Annotated in this window: 23 protein-coding genes and 1 tRNA gene; 13 read left to right on the top strand and 11 right to left on the bottom strand. The window is 60.8% G+C overall.

Annotated features, from left to right (window positions below; all coding sequences use genetic code 11):
* Positions 1–6 precede the first annotated feature (6 nt).
* Together ABD653_RS11100 and ABD653_RS11105 are read right to left on the bottom strand one after the other, a co-directional pair.
* Positions 7–882, bottom strand: a complete 876-nt coding sequence (locus ABD653_RS11100) for a DUF1295 domain-containing protein (protein ID WP_160778741.1) — start codon at positions 880–882, stop codon at positions 7–9.
* 109 nt (positions 883–991) lie between these two features.
* A tRNA-Leu gene (locus tag ABD653_RS11105) sits at positions 992–1078 on the bottom strand.
* Positions 1079–1287: 209 nt separating this feature from the next.
* On the opposite strand from ABD653_RS11105, the gene ABD653_RS11110 reads away from it, so the two are divergent.
* Positions 1288–1515, top strand: coding sequence for a hypothetical protein (locus ABD653_RS11110; RefSeq protein ID WP_344705426.1), 228 nt, complete (start codon positions 1288–1290; stop codon positions 1513–1515).
* On the opposite strand, the gene ABD653_RS11115 is transcribed toward ABD653_RS11110, so the two are convergent.
* Positions 1508–2377: an MJ0042-type zinc finger domain-containing protein gene (locus ABD653_RS11115; RefSeq protein WP_160778743.1), complete on the bottom strand. Its 870-nt coding sequence runs from the start codon at positions 2375–2377 to the stop codon at positions 1508–1510. The genes ABD653_RS11110 and ABD653_RS11115 overlap by 8 nt on opposite strands.
* 150 nt (positions 2378–2527) lie before the next feature.
* Between ABD653_RS11115 and ftsE the strand changes: the two genes are divergently transcribed.
* The 4 genes from ftsE to ABD653_RS11135 are packed head-to-tail and all read left to right on the top strand — an operon-like array spanning position 2528 to position 5411.
* Positions 2528–3262: a cell division ATP-binding protein FtsE gene (ftsE, locus tag ABD653_RS11120; RefSeq protein ID WP_160778744.1), complete on the top strand. Its 735-nt coding sequence runs from the start codon at positions 2528–2530 to the stop codon at positions 3260–3262.
* Complete coding sequence (locus ABD653_RS11125) at positions 3259–4191, top strand: cell division protein FtsX (protein WP_160778745.1); 933 nt, start codon at positions 3259–3261, stop codon at positions 4189–4191. The genes ftsE and ABD653_RS11125 overlap by 4 nt, the downstream gene beginning before the upstream one ends.
* Complete coding sequence (locus tag ABD653_RS11130) at positions 4188–4721, top strand: YdcF family protein (protein WP_325065379.1); 534 nt, start codon at positions 4188–4190, stop codon at positions 4719–4721. Before ABD653_RS11125 ends, ABD653_RS11130 begins: the two co-directional genes overlap by 4 nt.
* A gap of 6 nt (positions 4722–4727) precedes the next feature.
* Positions 4728–5411 (top strand): lysophospholipid acyltransferase family protein, encoded by a 684-nt coding sequence (locus tag ABD653_RS11135; RefSeq protein WP_160778746.1) that lies wholly within the window; start codon positions 4728–4730, stop codon positions 5409–5411.
* Here the strand turns inward: ABD653_RS11135 and ABD653_RS11140 are convergent, their stop codons facing one another.
* Both ABD653_RS11140 and hisC read right to left on the bottom strand, forming a co-directional pair.
* On the bottom strand, positions 5412–6314 hold the full coding sequence (locus ABD653_RS11140) for a prephenate/arogenate dehydrogenase family protein (protein ID WP_160778747.1): 903 nt from the start codon (positions 6312–6314) through the stop codon (positions 5412–5414). It abuts the gene before it with no gap.
* On the bottom strand, positions 6311–7405 hold the full coding sequence (hisC, locus tag ABD653_RS11145; protein WP_160778748.1) for a histidinol-phosphate transaminase: 1095 nt from the start codon (positions 7403–7405) through the stop codon (positions 6311–6313). Before hisC ends, ABD653_RS11140 begins: the two co-directional genes overlap by 4 nt.
* A gap of 69 nt (positions 7406–7474) precedes the next feature.
* Here hisC and metX point away from each other — a divergent pair, with 69 nt between their 5' ends.
* The 3 genes from metX to ABD653_RS11160 all read left to right on the top strand — a co-directional run bounded on the left by metX (position 7475) and on the right by ABD653_RS11160 (position 10366).
* Positions 7475–8602 carry a homoserine O-acetyltransferase MetX gene (metX, locus tag ABD653_RS11150; RefSeq protein ID WP_160778749.1) on the top strand — a complete coding sequence of 376 codons (1128 nt, stop codon included), beginning with the start codon at positions 7475–7477 and terminating at the stop codon, positions 8600–8602.
* Positions 8595–9206: a methionine biosynthesis protein MetW gene (metW, locus tag ABD653_RS11155; RefSeq protein ID WP_160778750.1), complete on the top strand. Its 612-nt coding sequence runs from the start codon at positions 8595–8597 to the stop codon at positions 9204–9206. The genes metX and metW overlap by 8 nt, the downstream gene beginning before the upstream one ends.
* A 281-nt stretch (positions 9207–9487) precedes the next feature.
* Positions 9488–10366 carry an OmpA family protein gene (locus tag ABD653_RS11160; protein WP_160778751.1) on the top strand — a complete coding sequence of 293 codons (879 nt, stop codon included), beginning with the start codon at positions 9488–9490 and terminating at the stop codon, positions 10364–10366.
* Between the two features lie 45 nt (positions 10367–10411).
* Here the strand turns inward: ABD653_RS11160 and fghA are convergent, their stop codons facing one another.
* Genes fghA through ABD653_RS11190 form a run of 6 tightly spaced genes read right to left on the bottom strand, consistent with a single transcriptional unit; the run spans position 10412 to position 15030 of the window.
* Entirely contained in the window at positions 10412–11257 is an 846-nt protein-coding gene (gene fghA, locus ABD653_RS11165; RefSeq protein ID WP_160778752.1) for an S-formylglutathione hydrolase, read from the bottom strand.
* Positions 11257–11649, bottom strand: a complete 393-nt coding sequence (locus ABD653_RS11170; RefSeq protein ID WP_160778753.1) for a VOC family protein — start codon at positions 11647–11649, stop codon at positions 11257–11259. The genes fghA and ABD653_RS11170 overlap by 1 nt, the downstream gene beginning before the upstream one ends.
* Positions 11650–11691: 42 nt before the next feature.
* The gene (locus tag ABD653_RS11175) at positions 11692–12072 is read right to left on the bottom strand and encodes a VOC family protein (RefSeq protein ID WP_160778754.1); all 381 of its coding nucleotides are present in this window, start codon (positions 12070–12072) and stop codon (positions 11692–11694) included.
* Between the two features lie 13 nt (positions 12073–12085).
* On the bottom strand, positions 12086–12460 hold the full coding sequence (locus tag ABD653_RS11180; protein WP_160778755.1) for a cupin domain-containing protein: 375 nt from the start codon (positions 12458–12460) through the stop codon (positions 12086–12088).
* The gene (locus tag ABD653_RS11185; RefSeq protein WP_160778756.1) at positions 12460–13566 is read right to left on the bottom strand and encodes an S-(hydroxymethyl)glutathione dehydrogenase/class III alcohol dehydrogenase; all 1107 of its coding nucleotides are present in this window, start codon (positions 13564–13566) and stop codon (positions 12460–12462) included. The genes ABD653_RS11180 and ABD653_RS11185 overlap by 1 nt, the downstream gene beginning before the upstream one ends.
* A 30-nt stretch (positions 13567–13596) precedes the next feature.
* A complete protein-coding gene (locus tag ABD653_RS11190) occupies positions 13597–15030 on the bottom strand; it encodes an NAD-dependent succinate-semialdehyde dehydrogenase (RefSeq protein ID WP_160778757.1) in 1434 nt (477 codons plus the stop codon).
* A 123-nt stretch (positions 15031–15153) separates the two neighbouring features.
* Here ABD653_RS11190 and ABD653_RS11195 point away from each other — a divergent pair, with 123 nt between their 5' ends.
* From ABD653_RS11195 to ABD653_RS11215, 5 genes are all read left to right on the top strand, one after another.
* The gene (locus ABD653_RS11195; RefSeq protein WP_234032141.1) at positions 15154–15528 is read left to right on the top strand and encodes a hypothetical protein; all 375 of its coding nucleotides are present in this window, start codon (positions 15154–15156) and stop codon (positions 15526–15528) included.
* A gap of 73 nt (positions 15529–15601) precedes the next feature.
* On the top strand, positions 15602–16045 hold the full coding sequence (locus ABD653_RS11200) for a hypothetical protein (RefSeq protein WP_160778758.1): 444 nt from the start codon (positions 15602–15604) through the stop codon (positions 16043–16045).
* Between the two features lie 51 nt (positions 16046–16096).
* Positions 16097–16768: a glutathione S-transferase family protein gene (locus tag ABD653_RS11205; protein WP_160778759.1), complete on the top strand. Its 672-nt coding sequence runs from the start codon at positions 16097–16099 to the stop codon at positions 16766–16768.
* A 51-nt stretch (positions 16769–16819) separates the two neighbouring features.
* Complete coding sequence (msrB, locus tag ABD653_RS11210; protein ID WP_160778760.1) at positions 16820–17230, top strand: peptide-methionine (R)-S-oxide reductase MsrB; 411 nt, start codon at positions 16820–16822, stop codon at positions 17228–17230.
* A 96-nt stretch (positions 17231–17326) separates the two neighbouring features.
* On the top strand, positions 17327–19468 hold the full coding sequence (locus ABD653_RS11215; RefSeq protein ID WP_160778761.1) for a transglycosylase domain-containing protein: 2142 nt from the start codon (positions 17327–17329) through the stop codon (positions 19466–19468).
* Positions 19469–19529: the final 61 nt, after the last annotated feature.

A 19529-nucleotide genomic window follows, 5' to 3' on the forward strand; every position in this document is an offset into this window, starting at 1 on the left:
TGCGTGTTACTTGCTTGGCGGCAGAAGGATCAGCTTCGGTGTGTTCGCGCGATAGCGGCGGAAATCTTCCCGTTCTCCCCATCGTTTTTCCGCCTTTTCGTCGAGCATCGGGATGCCGCTGATCGCCGTGAGGAGGATGTAGACGAAAACCGGTGAGATCAGCACCAGCCATGACCATCCTGACAGCAAGGGCAGGGCCATGATCGTGATGCCTGTCCAAAGAAGAATCTCGCCGAAATAGTTCGGATGTTGTGACCATGCCCACAGACCGGTCCTGATAAACTCACCGTCGTTCTTCGAATCCTGCTTGAAGACCGATTTTTGATGGTCAGCAACGATCTCGATCGCGAAACCGAATGACCATAGAACGGCGCCGATCCAGAAAAACGCACCAATCGGTTCGGGGTCGCGGGTGGTGATAATCGCTATGGCGGCTGCAGCAGTGAAGATGCCCCACAGCGCTTGCATCGTCCAAGCGACGAGGAAGCGTGCCGGATATATCTTGATCTTGTCGAAACGTGAATCGTGCCCGTCTCGGTTGATCCGCTTGAAGAGGAAGTAGCCCAGGCGGCTGGTCCAGATCAGCACCATGGCGGCCACCACGATGGCGCGCAAATCGAGCGCGCCCGCCATGTAGAGCGCGGCTGCAATCATGGAGACGTAGGTGATTGATCCGGTCAGATCGTAATATTTCTCGGTTTTCGCAATTGCGGCAGGGATGAAAGCGACCCAGTTCACGGCGAAGGCGACCAGCGTACAAATGAAAAATGCAGTCACTGTGCCGACTGTGACGCTATCTGCACCGGCGAACCAGCCGAAGGCCAGACCGGCGGCAGCGGAAACCGCCACAACTCCGAGGCTCTTGATCGATTTGGCAGCCATCGCGGCGCTCTCCCCTGTTATCATCTATGCCGGGACAAGCCTCGCACGCGGATTTTGTTCCGCATGGGCCTGGCCCTGATGATCCCGAGACCAGTGATTTGGGGGGGATTGGTGCGGTCGAGAAGACTCGAACTTCCACGGCCTTTCGGCCACAACGACCTCAACGTTGCGCGTCTACCAGTTCCGCCACGACCGCACACAGTCAGCTGGGAAGGATGCACCTGCCCGCTTGGTAGGAGCGCGCCACTAGCAGCGTGTTTGCAAGGCCGCAAGCGGCTTTGCGCAATCGGCGCCAGGCCTTCGCAAGGCTCGCCAGATTCACACCATGCCGGTACGGCGTCCCGGATCGGGACCGGCCTAACGGATCGTTTGCGAGAATGGTGAACGCGGCGGAAAGGTTTGGGCATGAGCATGGCCCTGACTCTTCTGCTTCTTGTGGCACCCGCAGCGAACGAGCCAGTCGAGCGTGCCGCTGCACGCAGCAGCTGGCCAGCGCCGGTGGCCATCGGTCAGGCGCGGGTCGAAATCGTCAAGGGTGAAGCGGTGGTCTTCGAACGGATCGAAGAGAAACGGTCATTGCGCACCACTATCCGCAAAGATGCGCGCGGCACAACTTGGGTCGAATTCAGCTAGGGCTCCAGCCGATATCCGCGAATTTTGCGCGCTTGGGCACATCCGTGATCGCTTCGTTGATAGTGACATTCTCGCCCGGTGCGAGCGATGTAACCGGTGGTACCACTTCCCAACTGAAGACCTTGTTGTCGCGATCATCATACAACACGATCAAGACATTGGGGACGGTGCGGCTTTCGCGGCCGACATTGGTGATCGATCCGCTGACGGCGAACAACACGCTGTCATTGGGCAGTGTGCGCCGGTCCTGCTGGTCGGGCGGGAACTCCAGCACCAGGTCGGGTTGCTCCAGCGCGAAGGTCGGCTGGCTGACCGGCACCCATGAAGGCAGGCCGAAATAGGAGACAGCCGCGATCGTTGCGACAGCAACAAGTGCGAAGACGGCGGCTGCTGCAGTCCAGATCTTCAGCGGGTTGCGGCGCGACTTGAACGGCGGCTGGTAATCAAATTGCGAAACATCGGGGTCCGGTTCGGGCAATGGCGGCGGTGGGGGGACCACATCCGGCACAGGCGGGGGGCCATCCAGTGCCGTGTCGGCGTAGGGATCGGCCTGCGCAAATTGCGTGTCGTCTTCCACTTCCCGGTCGGGTTCAGGAGTCGGGGCCGGCTCCGCTGCAGGTGCCGCGCTGACTTTTTCCGCAGAATCGGGAGTTGGTGCGGGCACCGTCTCTTCGACCGGGTGGTGATCGGGCGCGGGGGTCGGTGCCGCTTCGGCCTGTTGTTCCTCGGTCAGTTCCAGTTCGGGCCCGTCCTGGAACCAGCTGTTTTTGCACTTCGCGCACCGGACGGTGCGACCCTCTATGCCGATGGCACTATCAGGCACCGCGTAGCGGGTGGAACAGGCAGGGCAGGAAATGATCATTATCTTCCGCCTTACGCTGCACTGCGAATCGCTGGCAAGGTCGCTTGCGGTGGATGCAATTGTGAAAGCGGCTTTTTTCCACATGGAAGGGCGGCTATGGGGGCGCAGACATGCCCCGTGTGATCCAGCCCAGCAGCGAAAGGCAGCCCCATGGCCGAAGGTGACGAAGAAGTCGTGACCTTCGACAATGTCGGCTTGCGCTATGGCCAGGGCAAAGAGGTGTTGAGCGATGTGTCGTTCACGCTGTGGCCGGGCAGCTTCTATTTCCTCACCGGGGCGAGCGGGGCGGGCAAGACGTCGCTGCTCAAACTGCTCTATCTGGCGCAGCGCCCGTCGCGTGGCGCAATCCGCATGTTCGGCACCGATGTGATTACTTTGCCGCGTCCTCGCCTGCCGGGTTTCCGGCGCAGGCTGGGGGTCGTGTTCCAGGACTTCCGATTGGTCCAGCATTTGTCTGCATACGACAATATCGCATTGCCCCTGCGGGTGTCGGGCGTGACCGAGGCAGAGCTGGCAAAGCCGGTCACCGACATGCTGGAATGGGTCGGGCTGGCCCATCGGGCAGAGGCGCGCCCTGCGACCCTGTCGGGTGGGGAGCAACAACGCGTTGCTATCGCGCGGGCCGTGATCGGTCGCCCGGATCTATTGGTGGCGGATGAGCCGACCGGCAATGTCGATCCTGAAATGGCGGTCAAACTGTTGCGCCTGTTCGAGGCTTTGAACCGGCTCGGGACCACGGTCGTGGTTGCGACCCACGATCTGCATTTGCTGCAGAAAGTACCGCAATCGATGATCATGCGGCTCGACAAGGGGCGCTTGTCCGATCCAACCGGCGCCTTGCGCTATCCGCCGCGGGCCCAAACCCAGTCGGAACCCCGGGAATGAGCCGCCCTCCCGTCATCAAGAATGCGGTCAAGCGCGGACTGGCGCCTTTTCGCGGCGACCAGGCCGCGCAGTTGGTCCCGCAAGGCAGCCTGGCTGGTCCGATGCCGTGGGTGATCGCGATCATGGTCGCCTTGACGGTGATTGCCACGGCGGCAGGGCTGGCGCTGAGCAATCTTGCTGAGGGGGCACGGGCAGAATTATCGGGTGGTGCCACCGTGCAGGTGGTCGAAGCCGATCCCGTCGAGCGGGCACGACAAGCAGCTGCGGTGGAAGAGGTGCTGGCGAATTTCCCCGAAGTCGCATCGATCCGCCTAATCCCGGAAGACGAGCTGTCGCAGTTGCTGGAGCCGTGGTTGGGCACTGGCATGGACAGCGAGGCCGTGCCGGTTCCGGCCCTGATCGATGTCCGCCTGCGCGAAGGTGTGAATCCGGACAAATTGCGACGGATGCGTGCGGCCTTGATCGAGGCCGCCCCGGATGCCCGGATCGATGCGCAATCGACCTGGTTGCAGCCCGTATTCTCGGCGATTGCATCGCTCCAGTATCTCTCGATGGCGTTAGTGGTCCTTCTGGCCGTGACCAGCGCAGCGGCCGTTTTCCTGGCAGCGCGTAGCGCTTTGGGCGTGAGCAGGGAAACGATCGAAATTGTACACCTCCTGGGCGGGACAGACACACAGATTGCGCGGGTATTCCAGCGCTCTGTCGGTTTCGATGCCACCATGGGTGGTGCCGTAGGCTTGGCCTTGGGTCTGGGTGCTGTCCTTTTCCTCGGGCAACGCTTTGCTGCGCTCGATAGCGGTATGGTCACCGGCGGGGGTTTGGGTTGGCTGGACTGGCTGGCGGTGGCAGCGGTGCCCTTGATCACCGTCGCGCTCGCCATGGTTACGGCCCGCGTCACAGTGGTTGCTGCGCTGAGGAAAATGCTGTGATCCGCAGGTCGCTTGCGTTGTTGTTGGTGGTGTGGGCTTTCGGGTTCGCATGGTTCGCCGTGGCCTTGCCGCAACCGATGACAGAGGCCCGGCAAACAGATGCCGTGATCGTGCCAACCGGTGGAGCCGGGCGTATCCCGCATGGCTTGGAGATTGTCCGATCCGATGAGGCGCAGCTGATGCTTGTAACCGGGGTGGATCGCGAAGTCAGACCCGCCGAATTCGCAGCCGAGTTCGAAGCGTCGATGGAACTGATGGAATGCTGCGTCACGCTGGGGTTTGAGGCTGTAGATACGCGCGGCAATGCGACCGAAGCGGCACAGTGGGTGAAAGACAAGCAGGTTCGCTCACTAAGGCTGGTGACCAGCGACTGGCATATGCGGCGGGCTGCCGGAGAATTACGGGATGTGTTGCCAACCAATATTCGCGTGATCGAGGATGCTGTCCATACCGAGCCGAGCCTGTTCACCCTGTTTCTGGAATTCAACAAGTTCCTCGCAAGCTGGATCTCACGGGCCTGGCCGGGCTGATCCTTGATGTTTGTCCTGCGTACTCTCCTGTTTTGTCTTATCTTCTATCCGGGCAGCACGCTCCTGGTGGTCTGGGCTGTCCTGGCATTCCCGCTCGGGATTGAAGTGCAGCGCGCAGCAGCGAACCGCTGGAGCCATTTCCACCGCTGGTGCGTCGAGAATCTGCTTGGAATCGAGGTCGTCTTGGAGGGAGCACCCAGTACAGAGCCGACCCTCTATGCGATCAAGCACGAGAGCTATTTCGAAGCGATCGACATGCCGACCTTGTTCGAGATGCCGGTCGTCTTCGCCAAGGAAGAGCTGTTTCGCATCCCCGGTTGGGGCCGCATCGCGCGTGTCTATGGCCTGGTGTCGGTGGCCCGCAAAGACGGGGCCAAGGCGCTTCTCAAGCTCATCCGCGAGGCGCGCAAGAGCGCTGCGGAAGGCAGGCCTTTGATCATTTTTCCCGAGGGCACACGCGTGCTGCACGGGCAGATTGGCAAGCTCCAGTCAGGGTTTGCCGGCATCTACAAGATGGTGGGCCTGCAAGTTGTTCCGGTGGCAGTGGATAGTGGACCGCTATATCGCAAATTCTGGAAGCGCCCGGGCCGGATTACTTACCGGTTCGGGGATCCGATCCCGCCCGGTCTGGAGCGTGAAGAGCTGGAACGGCAGGTCGCTGCCGCGATAAACGCACTCAATCCCGACTGATCAGTGATCGCGCCCGAAATCGGGCTTGGCATCATCCTGTCCGGAATCGATGATTGACCGTCGAATGTCGCGAGTCCGGCTGAACAGATCATGCAATGTGTCGCCATCGCCGGATCGGATCGCGCGCTGAAGGGCGGTGAGATCCTCGGTAAAGCGACCCAGCATTTCCAGAACCGCCTCCCGATTGTTCAGGAAAACGTCGCGCCACATAACGGGATCGGAGGCGGCGATGCGGGTGAAATCGCGAAAACCGCCTGCGGAGTATTTGATCACCTCGCTCCGCGTGACCTCTTCCATATCGGAAGCAGTGCCGACGATTGTGTAAGCGATCAAATGCGGAATATGGCTGGTCACTGCCAGCACCAGATCGTGATGCTGGGCATCCATGATTTCAACCTTGGCACCAAGCGCTTCCCAAAATTCGGTGAGATCGGTCACGGCTTGGGCGGGGGCGTTCACGGGGGGTGTCAGGATCGACCAGCGACCATCGAACAGAGTCGCAAATCCCGCATCCGGTCCGCTTTGTTCGGTGCCCGCAACCGGATGGGCAGGGATAATGGGATTGTCGGGCAAAGCCATTGCCAGCGCATCCTGCACCGATTGCTTGGAGGAACCGACATCGCTGACTACAGCGTGCGGCGGCAAGGCGCTGGCGAATTCGGCTGCGGCGCTGGCCATGGCTCCCACCGGCACGCACAGGATGACCAGGTCACAGGCGGCAACGGCCTCGGCTGCAGTGTCGCATACAGTGTCGACCAGTCCGCGCTCCCGTGCGCGGTGCCGTGTCGCCGTGTCGCTGTCATATCCGGTCGTAGTTATGTCAGGCAGCTTCTCCCTGATCGCCAGGCCAACCGATCCGCCCAACAATCCAAGGCCTATGATGGCGACGCGCCCGAAGCTCACGCGCCGGCTGCCTTGGCAATGATCTGGGCAATGTCGTCCATCTGTTCGGCTGTTCCGATTGTTATCCGCAAAGCATGGGGTAGGCCCTGGCCGGGAAGGTGGCGCACAGCATATCCGCCCGCAGCGATGGCGGCCAGCGCTTCTGCGGCGTCCAGCTCTCCTTCAAACAGAACGAGCGCAAAATTTGCCTTGCTGGGCACGGGACGAATGCCCCGGTTGCCCAGAGCCGCCATGGCATCACTGAAGCGCGCCAGCTGCGTTGTATTATGCTCGCGTGTGGCGCTGATAAAGGCTTGGTCGGACAGCGCAGCCAAACCAGCAGCTTGCCCGGAATTGGTCACATTGAAGGGGCCGCGGATGCGGTTGAGCGCATCAATCAAATGCGGCGCGCCGGTGGCCCAGCCGATCCGCTCGCCTGCCAGACCGTAGGCTTTTGAAAAGGTCCGCGTGACAAGAACATTGCTGTGCGCGGCGGCCAGGAGGAACCCGCCATCATCCTCTTCAGGAGTGAGATATTCCGCATAGGCCTGGTCGATCACCAGCAGCACGTCAGCCGGCAAACCGGCATGGAGACGTTCGACCTCCGTACGCGGAAGATACGTGCCGGTCGGGTTGTTCGGATTGGCGAGGAAGACAACCCGTGTTGTCTCGTTGACCGCATCCAGCAGCGCATCGACATCGGCAGTATATTGGTCGTCAGCCGCCTCCACCGGTCTTGCTCCGCAGCGCCGGGCAGCAATATCGTAGACCGAGAAACTGTATTTGCTGAACAGGACTTCGTCACCTGGCCCGGCAAAGGCTTGTGCTGCCAGATTCAGCAGTTCGTCCGAGCCGGTGCCGCACACGATCCGTTTGGCGTTCAGCCCATGGACCTCGGCCAGCTTGGCACGCAGGGCCGTAGCATCGGGATCGGGATAGGTGGCCGGATTGGCTGGCGCGTTCAGTGCGTCCAATGCTTGGGGCGAGCACCCGAGCGGGTTCTCGTTGGCCGACAATTTGACCAGCTGGCGGCCGTCAGCGCCGGTCGCCTTGCCGGGCACATAGGCATGAATTCCCTCGATCCAGGGCTTGATGGTGGGGCGGGTGTTCATTGCACAGGGCCGATAGCCGCGAATGCGGGTGATTGACAGTGGGTAAGCTGTCCCCCAATCCGCCGGCCCATGTCACCAGCATATGTCCATCAGGCGCTGACGCTTCCCGGACCCCTGCCGCTCGATAACGGTCAGGCGCTCGAAGACGTACAAATTGCCTATGAGACGTATGGAAACCTGGCCGCCGACAAAGGCAATGCAATCCTGATCTGCCATGCGCTGACGGGGGACCAATATGTCGCTAGCACGCACCCAGTAACGGCCAAACCTGGCTGGTGGGAACGCATGGTCGGCCCCGGCAAGCCGATCGATACCGACCGTTATCATGTCATTTGCGCCAATGTGATTGGCAGCTGCATCGGCTCCACCGGGCCGTCGAGCAATCATGCTGATGGTACACCCTATGGTATGCGCTTTCCCGTGATCACCATTCGCGACATGGTTCGGGCACAGGTTGCGCTGCTCGATGCGATGGGCATTGCCCGGTTGCATAGCGTGGTGGGCGGATCGATGGGCGGGATGCAGGCACTGAGCCTGGCTGCAAACTTCCCTGACCGGGTTGAACGTGTTCTGGCGATTGCAACAACCAGTCGTCACTCGGCCCAGAATATCGCCTTCCATGAATTGGGTCGGCAAGCGATTATGGCCGATCCGCATTGGCGTGGCGGTGACTATTACGGCGAACAGAACGCGCCCGATTCCGGCCTCGCAGTCGCGCGGATGGCGGCGCATATCACCTATCTTTCCGAAGAAGGGCTGACCGAGAAATTCGGTCGCCGCCTGCAGGATCGCCCGGACGGTCAGGTGGGGGAAAGGGCGTTCGGGTTCGATGCCGAATTCCAGGTCGAAAGCTATCTGCGCTATCAGGGCAGCGGGTTTACCCGCCGGTTCGATGCCAATTCCTATCTCTATATCACCCGGGCGATGGACTATTTCGACCTTGCCGAAGAGCATGGCGGCATGCTTGCTGACGCATTCGCCGGCCATGCCAGGGGAAAGGGCGCGCGCTTCTGCCTGGTCAGTTTCGATACCGATTGGCTCTATCCTACGGCGGACAGCCGGCATGTGGTGCATGCATTGAATGCGGTGGGCGCCCCGGTCAGCTTCGTCGAGCTGTCTGCGCCATACGGCCATGACAGTTTTCTGCTCGATGTTCCCGCGCTCGACCGGGTGGTGAAGGGTTTTCTCGATGGCTGATCTGCGGCCTGATCTGCGGCCTGATCTTCTGGCCATTCTGGACCGGATCGAACCGGGCACCCGCGCGCTGGACGTTGGCTGCGGTGACGGGGTGCTGATGGCTGCCTTGCGCGACGCGAAGCAGGTCGATGCACGCGGGATCGAGATTGACGGAGCTTGCGTCGAACGCTGTGTTGCCCAAGGCCTTAGCGTTGTTCAGGGCGATGCCGATCACGATCTGACATTTTATCCAGACGGCGCGTTTGATTATGCGATCCTGAGCCAGACATTGCAGACGGCGGCGCGGCCCGACCATATGCTGGCCGAATTGCTGCGGGTCGGCCGCCGGGCATTCGTCAGTTTTCCGAACTTTGCTTATTGGCGGATGCGGTGGGCGCTGGCGAGCAGAGGTCGCATGCCGGTCACCCGCCATTTGCCGGTCACCTGGTTCGAAACGCAAAACATCCACCATGTGACGGTGAAGGATTTCGAAGAGCTGGCGGGCAGCCTTGGCATCACAATCGAAAACCGCTGGTTCTTCACGCGGGAGCGGGAGATTGCAGGCGGTGGCGCCAATTGGCGTGCCGAATATGCCCTGTTCGAAGTGAGCGGCACCACCGGCTGAGCGCGTTTGCGGCGATTTCGGAATACCGGTTTAAACGGTTCATCGCACGTTCCGCTCCGATGGCCACTACATCCCATAGCCGCCCGAGAATTGTTCATGTGCCAGCAAGGTCGGGCCGAACAATCGGGCATCACGAGGCGCCTTAGGACTGCAACCAGACGTGCCTCGTGTCGCAGGAATGTGGGGATTCTGGCGACTGGATTTGCCATCATTCTGGGGGCGGCCTGGCACGGGCCGATGATCTGGCTAGTCTAGCTGGTGAAATTTGAAGGAGTCGCCAAATGACGATGAACTATAGCAAGCCGACCGCGTTTGCCGCCCTGGCCGCCCTGGCAATGGCAGCGCCGACAGGCCTTTCCGCACAGCAACAGCTGCCCCCGTCAGAGCCGATGCTGACCGTAACCGGCGCAGTACCCGCAGACCTGACCGGCCTGCCAGAAGGCCCCGAGATCGAAGGTTTCATCTCTGCCCGCAAGGACGAGAAAATGCAGGTCACCGGTGCTGACGGCACCGGCACGACTGTCATGATCAGCGATGCCACGGAGATCCGCGGTCGAGGCGGTTTTCTCGGCATTAGCCGCACGGCTCTCGCGCAGGATTCCCTGCTTAACGGGCTGCCCGTGACTGTGCAGACCGTGCAATGGGGCGACGGATTGGTCGCGAGCCGTATCAAGTTCCGCAAGAATGACCTCAAAACCGCGTCGATGATCCGGACCGGGACCGCTCAGGGCTTTGCCGAGCAGACGGCAGCGACCGAGGCCCTGCGCGGCCGGGTTGGTGACATCGACAAGTACAATATAAAGGGCACCACCAACGTCTATTTCGATACCGGCAAGTGGAACCTGTCGGGCCGCGACGAGAGCGAGTTGTGCCTTGCGGCGAGCCAGGCGGACGCGATGGAGAACGCCCTGCTGCTGGTCGTGGGATATACCGATTCCGTGGGCAGCCAGGATTACAACCAGGTGCTCAGCGAGCGCCGCGCTGGTCGCGTGGTCAACTACCTTCAGCAGGCCTGTGGCTGGAAGCCCTGGCGCATGCTGACGCCCACCGGCATGGCCGAGGCTGATCCGCTGGCGGATAATGCCACCGAAGAAGGCAAGGCGCAGAACCGCCGCGTCGCAGTGAATATCCTCGTCAGCAAGAGCGTTGACGGGCTGTAGGTTGCGCGGGGTGGGCAGTGCTCACCCCGTCTCCTCGGTGGCATACTAGGCCGCGTTGATCCTGCTGGCGTGCCACGCCACATGTTCGGCCATGAATGTGGATATGAAGTAGTAGGAGTGGTCATACCCCTCCTGCATCCGGATGGCAGGCTCCATGCCAGCCTTCGCACAAGCTATAGAGAGCTGGCTGGTCTGCAATTGCTCTGCCAGGAAATTGTCGGCCGTGCCCTGGTCGACCAGCATGTGCGGATGGCGTGCGCCGTCCTCGATCAGCGCCACGGCATCATATTCGCGCCAGGCGGACCGATCGTCACCCAGATAGCGACCCAGCGCCTTTTCGCCCCAGGGCACCTGCGAAGGTGCCACGATCGGACTAAACGCGCTCACCGAACGGAAGCGGTCCGGATTGCGCAACGCGATCGTCAGGGCGCCATGGCCCCCCATCGAATGGCCGCAGATGGACTGGCGCGCCATATCGAGGGGAAAATGCTCTGCCACCAACGACGGCAGCTCATCCTCGATATAGCTGCGCATGCGGTAGTGCTTGGCCCAGGGCTGGCAGGTAGCATCGACGTAGAAGCCGGCGCCCTTGCCGAAATCATATTCATCCGCAGCATCGGGCACGTCATCGCCGCGCGGTGATGTGTCGGGCGCGATGAAGGCGATGCCGTGCTGCGCACATGCGGCCCGGAATTCGCCCTTCTCGGTCACATTGGCATGGGTGCAGGTAAGGCCGGACAGGAACCACAGGACGGGCAGGCGGGCGCCGTCATGGTGCGGCGGGAGATAGACCGAAAAGGTCATGTCCGTACCGGTTGCGGCGGAGGCATGGGAGTAAACCCCCTGCACTCCGCCGAACGCTTTGGTTTCGCTGAGTGTATCGAGCGCCATCAGGCGCCTTGTTTGATACCGCAGATCTTGTGCCCATCGAGATCACGGAAATAGCTCAGATGCATCGGACCCATGCTTCCTTCGCGGATGCCGGGAGCGTCTTCGATGCTGGTGCCACCATTGGCGATGGCCACATCGTGGAGTTCCTTGACCTGTTCGCCGCTGGCACAGCGGAAACCGATCGTCGAGCCATTGGCACTGGTTGCAGCGGAACCGTCGATCGGCTGGGTCAGCGCGAAGACGCTGCCATCATGAATGAAGAAATAGCGGACATTGCCGCTGGCATCTTCATTGCGCATGGGCTCCGGGCAGCCAAGGACGCCGAGGACGGCTGCATAGAAATCCTTCGACTTTTCGATATCGTTGCAACCGATCATTACGTGATTGAGCATGGTATTCTCTCCTTGTGAGCTCTGGAAATTATCGGACGCGGCTCAGCCCATTTGCTTGAGCGCACAAATCTTGTTGCCGGCAGGATCGCGTAGGTAGGCGAGATAGATGCTGCCCATCGGATTGGTGCGGATGCCCGGTGGGTCCTCGATGGCGGTGCCGCCATTGGCAACGCCCGCAGCGTGCCAGGCGTCGCCCTGCTCCGGGCTGTCGACAGCAAAGCCGATGGTGCCGCCATTGGCGCCGCACGCGTCGTCGCCATCGATTGGCTTGCTGAGCATCAGCACATTACCATTATGGACGTACATCGCCCGGCCCTTGGGATCGATCGAACCTTCGCGGCCGCCCAGGGCAACGAACAGGGCATCGTAAAACTTCTTGGAGGCTTCGATATCGTTCGCCCCCAGCATTACATGGCTGAACATCAGGTAGTCTCTCCTATAGGTCGACGGCCTTGGTGGCGGTCGCGTGGTCGCCGGTATTGGCAGTATCTTTCGGGTCGATAATTACCATCTGGACTTCGCCATGCAGCGCGCGTGGACGGTGCTCGGTGCCGCGCGGGACGACGATCATCTGGCCCTGTTCCAGCACTTCGGTGTGGCTGCGAAACTCCATGGTCAGGGTGCCGGAGACGATCAGGAACAGCTCGTCGCTGTCCTGATGACTGTGCCACTGGAAATCACCCTCGGCCTTGGCCAGACGGATTTCGTTGTCGTTATATCGGGCGACGATGCGGGGCGCCCAGTGATCCGAGAACTGGCCAAACTTGGCGTCCAGATCGACTTTCCGCGGGTATGTGTCCGCCGCTGCCATCAATAGACCACCACGGCGCGGATGCTTTCGCCAGCATGCATCAGATCAAACCCTTGGTTGATCTCCTCAAGGCTAAGCCGATGCGTAATCATCGGGTCGATTGCGATCTTGCCGTTCATATACCAGTCGACGATCTTGGGCACATCGGTGCGCCCCTTGGCCCCGCCAAACGCGGTGCCGCGCCAGTTGCGGCCAGTGACCAATTGGAATGGGCGCGTAGCGATTTCCTTGCCCGCTTCGGCGACGCCGATGATGATGGATGTGCCCCATCCCTTGTGGCAGCATTCCAGTGCGTCGCGCATCACATCGGTGTTGCCTGTGCAATCGAAACTGTAATCCGCGCCGCCATCGAGCAGCTCGACGATATGCTCGACGACATTGGTGGTTTCCTTGGGATTGACGAAATCGGTCATCCCGAATTTCTCGCCCCATTCCTTTTTGGAATTGTTGATGTCGACCCCGACAATCCGGTCTGCGCCAGCCATTTTGGCACCCTGCAACACGTTGAGGCCAATCCCGCCGAGGCCGAACACCACGACATTGTCGCCCGGCTGGACTTTGGCCGTATTGGTCACTGCACCCACACCGGTGGTCACGCCGCAACCTACATAACAAGTGGTGTCGAAAGGAGCATCGTCACGGATTTTGGCGACCGCGATTTCGGGCAGCACGGTGAAGTTCGAAAAGGTCGAGCAGCCCATATAGTGGTAGATCGTCTCGCCTTTGTAAGAGAAGCGCGAAGTACCATCGGGCATCACACCCTGGCCCTGCGTGGCGCGGATCGCGCTGCACAGATTGGTCTTTCCACTGAGGCACATTTTGCATTGGCGACATTCGGGTGTGTAGAGAGGGATCACGTGATCGCCAGGCACTACACTGGTGACGCCCGCACCTACTTCGCGCACCACGCCGCAGCCTTCATGGCCCAAGACGCTGGGGAAAATGCCCTCGCTATCGAGACCGTCAAGCGTATAGGCGTCGGTGTGGCAGATGCCTGTCGCCATGATTTCGACCAGCACTTCGCCGGCTTGCGGGCCTTCCAAGTCGAGTTCGACAATTTCGAGCGGTTTCTTGGCCTCAAAGGCAACTGCAGCCCTAGTTTTCATGATGGCTCGTTCTCATGGTCGGGCTATTCCTTATGCATTCTCGTGGATGGTCTTGGTCACCGTGCAGGCGGTGACGCCTTCGGCCCCGTCTTCGGAGCCATAGCCGGACCATTTGACCCCGCCAAATGGTGCATCGGCTGCACTGACACTACCGGCATTGATCCCGACCATTCCAGCCTCGATTTCACTGCTCAACTTTGCGCGACGCTTGGTGTCTTGGGTCCAGGCATAGGCGGCCAGGCCGTAGGGCAGGCGGTTGGCCTCCTCCAGCATCGCGTCATAGCCTGACATTGGATTGATGATCGCGACCGGGCCGAAGGGCTCCTCGTTCATGATTTCGGCATCGGTGGGCACTTCGCTCAGTACAGTTGGCTGGTGGAAGAAGCCCTGGTTGCCGATCCGCTCGCCGCCGGTCAGTAGTTTGGCACCCTTATCCTTCGCATCGGCAATCTTGGACTGGATGCCGTCTGGCCCTCGTTCGCTCGCCATCGGGCCCATATCAACACCATCGTCCATCCCGTTGCCGACTTTCACAGCTTCGGCCCGCTCCACAAAGCCATCACGGAACCGCTCGAACACGTCCTCTTCTACGAGGAACCGCGTTGGGCTGACACAGACCTGACCGGCATTGCGGAACTTGTTGCTGGCCATGGTGTCGAGAGCTTTTTCGACATCCGCATCATTGAACACCAGCACCGGCCCGTGGCCACCAAGCTCCATCGTGGCGACTTTCATGTCCTCTGCCGCCAGCTTGGCAAGGTGCTTGCCCACTGCGGTCGATCCGGTGAAAGTGACCTTGCGGATAACCGGGCTACCCAGCAGGTGGCGGCTGATATCGTCTGGCACGCCGAACACAGCCTGACATACATCGCCGGGCACGCCCGCATCCAGCATTGCCTGCACAATGCCGAGGCCACCGGCTGGGGTCTCCTCGCTCGGCTTGACGATGACCGAACAGCCCGCCGCCAAGGGCCCGCCGATCTTGCGCATCACGTTGAGGGCAGGGAAATTCCAGGCCGAGAAACCTGCGACCGGACCAACCGGCTCGTGCCGGACTTCGACCCGTTGGCCATCAGGGCGCACCAGCGTGCGACCATAAAGGCGTTTGCATTCACCGGCATAGAATTCGAGCAGCATGGCGCAGTAGATCACTTCGCCGGTTGCTTCCTTGACCGGCTTGCCCTGTTCACGGGTGATGGCGGCCCCGATATCTTTGGCCCGTTCGCGGATCAGGCCTGCGGCCTTTCGCAGGATCGCCTCGCGCTTGTCGGCATTGGTGGCGCGCCAAGTGGCAAATCCCGTCTTCGCATTTTCGAGCGCGGCGTCCAGATCGGCAGAAGAGGCTTTGGGCAATCCGGCAATCGCTTCGCCCGTCGCCGGATCCAAGACATCAATCGTCTCACGACCGCTTGTGCCAATGGTTTCGCCGCCAATCAGCAGGTTTAGATCGGGATAGGTGCTCATCGGGGGTTTTCCTGTGCTGTATGAATCGCTTGCGCCTCACTTGGGCTTCGCAATGCGTCAGGTAAAGGGGGCGAATGCGATAGGGGCAGCATTCGTTCAGCTTTGCCCCTATAGGATTTGACCATGTTCACTGCTTTGATGTCGATGGCTCTGCTGTTGCAGGCTTCACCACTTGCGCCTGTAACGGCCCCAGCTCCGACCCCGGCGTCCGCGCTTTCGCTGGAACAGCAAACGGCCTTGCGCTGTTCGGCTGCCTTTTCAATTGTCGCAGCCCGGCAGCGGGCGGGTGATGCCAAGGCCGGCGCTTATCCTCCCTTGGCAACCCGTGGGCGGGAATTCTTTGTGCGCAGTTCGGCGCAACTGATCGACCAGACAGGGCTTTCGCGTGAAGCAATTGCGCAAAAGCTCCGGGCGGAAGCTATCCTGCTCAACCAAGCGGACCGGCTGGATAGTGCGATGCCGGGATGCCTCCTTCTGTTGGAAACTTCCGGACTCTAGACTCGTTCAGCTTCAGGTCACTGGAGATGAACTAAACAGCGAATATTCGGAATTTTGACGAGAGGAGTCGCCAATGCGTTTCCCGATATTTCTGGGCGCATGCGTCCTTATTGCTGCGCCCGTTCCCGCTTTTGCCCAGGATGGCGGGTCTGCGCCTGATGAAGGCGACCTGTCCGTTTTGACCGAGCGGCTTGCCGATCCTGCAACCCAGTCGCAGATGACCAACCTGCTGACGGCTGTGACACAAGTCTTGCTGGACGTGAAAGTCGCACCGCTGGCGCAGGCTGTGGCCGAAGCCAGTGGCGATGACAGCATCGTCATCGACCCTGACCAGACCCTGCGTGACCTGGCGCCCGAAGCGGACCAATTGCCCGACACGCTTGAACGCGAGATTCCCCGTGCGATGGACCAGATGGCGGGCATGGCCGGTGCGATGGAAGCCATGCTGCCCGCGCTGCGCGAAATGGCCCTGAAATTCGAACGCGCTATCGAAGATAGTGCACTTTCCCGCCGCTAGACGCATTCGCCATATAGACGCTGCGCGCCGCTTGCGGCATGAGCGTTGGCCATGTGGCGCATCTATCAATTTCCGCTTTGCCCGTTCAGCCGCAAGGTCCGCTTGCTGCTGAGCGAGAAGGGTGTCGGCTATGAATTGTGGCGCGCCGATCCGTGGAACGCGGATGACGAATTCTGGGCCATGAACCCCGCCGGCCGCACGCCGGTGCTGCATGATCCGGACAAGAAGGTCAGCCTGTCTGACAGTCGCGCGATCTGCGAGTATTTCGAAGAAACCGTCGACAAGGCACCGATGATCAATGGCACCGCTGCCAATCGTGCGGAAATCCGCCGGCTGGTGGCGCTGTTTGACGAGAATTTCTTCGGTGATGTGACCATGCCGCTGCTGCATGAACGGATGAAGAAGCGGCTCATTTTGCGCCAGCCTCCCGATTCCCGGGTTCTGCGTGAAGCCATGAAGCTGGCCCATGGCCATCTCGATTATATTGACTGGCTGGTGGACACGCGGCCCTGGCTGGCCGGCCCGCAAATGAGCCTGGCCGATCTTGCCCTGGCGGCGCAAATCTCCGTCGCCGACTATCTGGGTGGGATCGATTGGGACGGCCATGAACAGGCGCGCAGCTGGTATGCGGTGTTCAAGAGCAGGCCCAGTTTCGGACCGCTATTGTCGGAACGGATGGAAGTGATTCAGCCGCCCAGCCACTATGCCCTGCTCGACGACTAGGGTTGGCGAAGCCCCGTCGCATCACCATATTTGCCGGGAAGGAGATTTGCGATGACCGACCCCAAGGCAAAGACACAAAGCGAATGGCGCGAGCAGCTCTCGCCTGAACAATTCCATGTCTTGCGCGAAGCCGGGACGGAGCGCCCTTTCACTGGCAAATACGACAAGTTCTACGAAGACGGAGAGTACTTCTGTGCCGGCTGCGGCCAGAAGCTGTTTGAAAGCGATGCCAAATATAACAGCGGGTGTGGCTGGCCGGCTTTCACAAAGCCCAGTGATGGCGAGTCCGTGGCCGAGCATCGCGATACCACGCATGGCATGATCCGCACCGAGGTGACCTGCTCCAACTGCGATGGCCATTTGGGCCATGTCTTCCCCGATGGTCCGCAGGATCAGGGCGGCTTGCGCTATTGCATCAACAGCACGGCGCTCGATTTCGATGGTGGCGGGAAGGACTCGTAATTTCCCGTTCACGGCGGGTTACGCTTCGCCTATGCATGCATGTGATGGGTGGGTGCGCCGGTTCCGCGCACGGCGTCACAGGGTAGTGCAAGACTAATGGCCAAAAGGGGCAGCCGTCGCAAAGCGGCAAAGAAAGCCAGGAAAGCAGCGTCGGGCAAGCAACCCGGCAAGTTCGCGCGCTGGGCCAAGCGGATTGTGATCTGGGGCGGAGCGCTGGCGCTGCTTGGCGCCCTGTTCCTGGGCCTCGCCGTGATGTTTGCAGCGCGCTCGCTGCCCAGTTACAGCCAGCTCAAGGCAACCCAAAACGCCCAGACCATTGTTGTGCGCGCACGCGACGGCTCGGTCATTGTCGAGCTGGGGCCGAGTTTTGGTCAATGGCTGAACAGCGACGAGATCCCCGGCATCATGAAAGAGGCGATGATCTCGGTCGAGGATCGTCGCTATTACTCGCATTTTGGTGTCGACCCGATCCGGCTGACCGGCGCGATCCTGGAGGGGATGACGGGAGAAAAGCGGATCGGCGGGACATCCACGATTACGCAGCAATTGGCGCGCAACGTCTTTCTCAATTCCAACCGCACGCTCGACCGCAAGCTGCGCGAAGCCGTGCTGGCACTGGCCTTGGAATCAAAATTCTCGAAAGAGCAGATCCTCGAACTCTACCTCAACAAGGTCTATTTCGGCGGCGGGGCCTACGGTATCGATAGCGCGAGCCGGAAATTCTTCAGCCACCCGGCGACTGAACTGAACACTGCAGAAGCGGCGATTATCGCGGGGCTGGTCAAGGCACCCAGCCGCTATGCCCCGACGGCCGATGTCGATGCCGCAGTCAACCGGGCCAAAGTCGTGCTGCGCCTGATGCGCGAGCAAGGCAGGATTACGGCCGAGCAGGCTTCGGTCAATGTCGATACAGTCGACCTGCGGCAGGAAAGCGGACAGAATTCGGTTCGCTATTTCACCGACTGGGCATTGCCCCAGCTCGACATTTTGTTGCCCGAGACGTTTGAACCGATCGAGGTTTGGACCACCCTCGATGTCGGGATGCAGCGCGCTGCCACCGCGGCCATCACGTCCAACGCACCATCGGGCGCGCAGGGAGCTTTGGTGAGCCTGGACCGCGACGGGGCGATCCTCGCGCTGGTCGGCGGCAACGACTATGTCGAGACCAACTTCAATCGCGCGACAACTGCACTGCGGCAGCCTGGATCAAGCTGGAAACTGTTCGTCTATCTCGCTGCGCTAGAGGCCGGCTACACGCCCGAAGACCGTGTCGTGGATACGCCGGTCACCATTGATGGATGGAGCCCGCGCAATTCGGGAGGGAATTACGCTGGCGAAATGAGCCTGCGCAGCGCCTTCGCCTATTCCAAGAACACGGTCGCGGCCCAATTGGGCAACGAAGTCGGCTTCGGCACGGTCGCCTCGATGGCGCGGCGCTTTGGCATCACGACCGAAATTTCGACCTTCCCGGCCATGGTCCTGGGCAGTTCCGAGGTGCGCCTGCTTGATATGACACGCGCTTTCGCCTCGGTCTCTGCAATGGGCGCATCGGTGGAGCCTTATGGTATTGTCAAAGTAACGACCGCAGAAGGCGAGACGATTTACGAGCGCGATAAGCCTCGCGATGTGAAACTGGTGCCCGACTATGTGGCCGCCGGGATGACCGATTTGCTGCAATCGGCGGTCCAGACCGGAACCGGGCGCGCCGCACAGATCGGGCGGCCCGTGGCAGGCAAGACCGGGACGACCAGTTCGAACAAGGATGGCTATTTCGTCGGGTTCTCCAGCGGGATCACCACTGGCGTGTGGATGGGTCGTGACGACAATAAAGCCGTCAGCGGCCTGCAAGGCGGGCGCGCACCGGCTCAGGCATTTTCCGCTTTCATGCGCTTTGCCGTCAAAGACCGCCCGGTCGAGAAATTCGATACCGATTTGAAACTGCCAGAATGGCAGCTGGAGCCGGACGACGAATTCTATTTCGGCGATCCGGACGATTACTACTATATCGACGAGCAAGGGAACCTGATCGAGCCGGGCCGTGTCGAGGGACCGCGGGGCGATGGCTTCCCGATCGAAGGCGAGACCGGGCCCGGTGAAGCCGAACGCCCGCGTCGACCTCCAGAGCCTGCTCCTGATGGCGCAGCGCCTCAGGCAGCAAGTGACGATTTCCTCGATCAGGCCACAGGTGGCAGCGAACCTCCGGAAAGTCCGCCACCTGCGCCACCTCCGGGCCAATAACGCGAAGACATACAAAAGCCCCCGCCAGATCGCTCTGACGGGGGCTATTTCGTGCTCAGGT

The sequence above is a fragment of the Parerythrobacter jejuensis genome, from assembly GCF_039536765.1.
In the GTDB taxonomy this organism is placed as follows: Bacteria; Pseudomonadota; Alphaproteobacteria; order Sphingomonadales; family Sphingomonadaceae; genus Parerythrobacter; species Parerythrobacter jejuensis.

Excerpts from the sequence above, each read along its gene's own strand:
- ABD653_RS11215 (WP_160778761.1), top strand. The coding sequence starts at position 17,327 with ATGGCCAAAAGGGGCAGCCGTCGCAAAGCGGCAAAGAAAGCCAGGAAA.
- ABD653_RS11190 (WP_160778757.1), bottom strand. The coding sequence starts at position 15,030 with ATGAGCACCTATCCCGATCTAAACCTGCTGATTGGCGGCGAAACCATT.
- ABD653_RS11110 (WP_344705426.1), top strand. The coding sequence starts at position 1,288 with ATGAGCATGGCCCTGACTCTTCTGCTTCTTGTGGCACCCGCAGCGAAC.
- ABD653_RS11200 (WP_160778758.1), top strand. The coding sequence starts at position 15,602 with ATGCGTTTCCCGATATTTCTGGGCGCATGCGTCCTTATTGCTGCGCCC.
- ABD653_RS11195 (WP_234032141.1), top strand. The coding sequence starts at position 15,154 with ATGTTCACTGCTTTGATGTCGATGGCTCTGCTGTTGCAGGCTTCACCA.
- ABD653_RS11115 (WP_160778743.1), bottom strand. The coding sequence starts at position 2,377 with ATGATCATTTCCTGCCCTGCCTGTTCCACCCGCTACGCGGTGCCTGAT.
- metW (WP_160778750.1), top strand. The coding sequence starts at position 8,595 with ATGGCTGATCTGCGGCCTGATCTGCGGCCTGATCTTCTGGCCATTCTG.
- msrB (WP_160778760.1), top strand. The coding sequence starts at position 16,820 with ATGACCGACCCCAAGGCAAAGACACAAAGCGAATGGCGCGAGCAGCTC.
- ABD653_RS11175 (WP_160778754.1), bottom strand. The coding sequence starts at position 12,072 with ATGTTCAGCCATGTAATGCTGGGGGCGAACGATATCGAAGCCTCCAAG.
- ABD653_RS11125 (WP_160778745.1), top strand. The coding sequence starts at position 3,259 with ATGAGCCGCCCTCCCGTCATCAAGAATGCGGTCAAGCGCGGACTGGCG.
- ABD653_RS11135 (WP_160778746.1), top strand. The coding sequence starts at position 4,728 with ATGTTTGTCCTGCGTACTCTCCTGTTTTGTCTTATCTTCTATCCGGGC.
- ABD653_RS11185 (WP_160778756.1), bottom strand. The coding sequence starts at position 13,566 with ATGAAAACTAGGGCTGCAGTTGCCTTTGAGGCCAAGAAACCGCTCGAA.
- ftsE (WP_160778744.1), top strand. The coding sequence starts at position 2,528 with ATGGCCGAAGGTGACGAAGAAGTCGTGACCTTCGACAATGTCGGCTTG.
- metX (WP_160778749.1), top strand. The coding sequence starts at position 7,475 with ATGTCACCAGCATATGTCCATCAGGCGCTGACGCTTCCCGGACCCCTG.
- ABD653_RS11205 (WP_160778759.1), top strand. The coding sequence starts at position 16,097 with ATGTGGCGCATCTATCAATTTCCGCTTTGCCCGTTCAGCCGCAAGGTC.
- fghA (WP_160778752.1), bottom strand. The coding sequence starts at position 11,257 with ATGGCGCTCGATACACTCAGCGAAACCAAAGCGTTCGGCGGAGTGCAG.
- ABD653_RS11100 (WP_160778741.1), bottom strand. The coding sequence starts at position 882 with ATGGCTGCCAAATCGATCAAGAGCCTCGGAGTTGTGGCGGTTTCCGCT.
- ABD653_RS11160 (WP_160778751.1), top strand. The coding sequence starts at position 9,488 with ATGACGATGAACTATAGCAAGCCGACCGCGTTTGCCGCCCTGGCCGCC.
- hisC (WP_160778748.1), bottom strand. The coding sequence starts at position 7,405 with ATGAACACCCGCCCCACCATCAAGCCCTGGATCGAGGGAATTCATGCC.
- ABD653_RS11170 (WP_160778753.1), bottom strand. The coding sequence starts at position 11,649 with ATGCTCAATCACGTAATGATCGGTTGCAACGATATCGAAAAGTCGAAG.
- ABD653_RS11180 (WP_160778755.1), bottom strand. The coding sequence starts at position 12,460 with ATGGCAGCGGCGGACACATACCCGCGGAAAGTCGATCTGGACGCCAAG.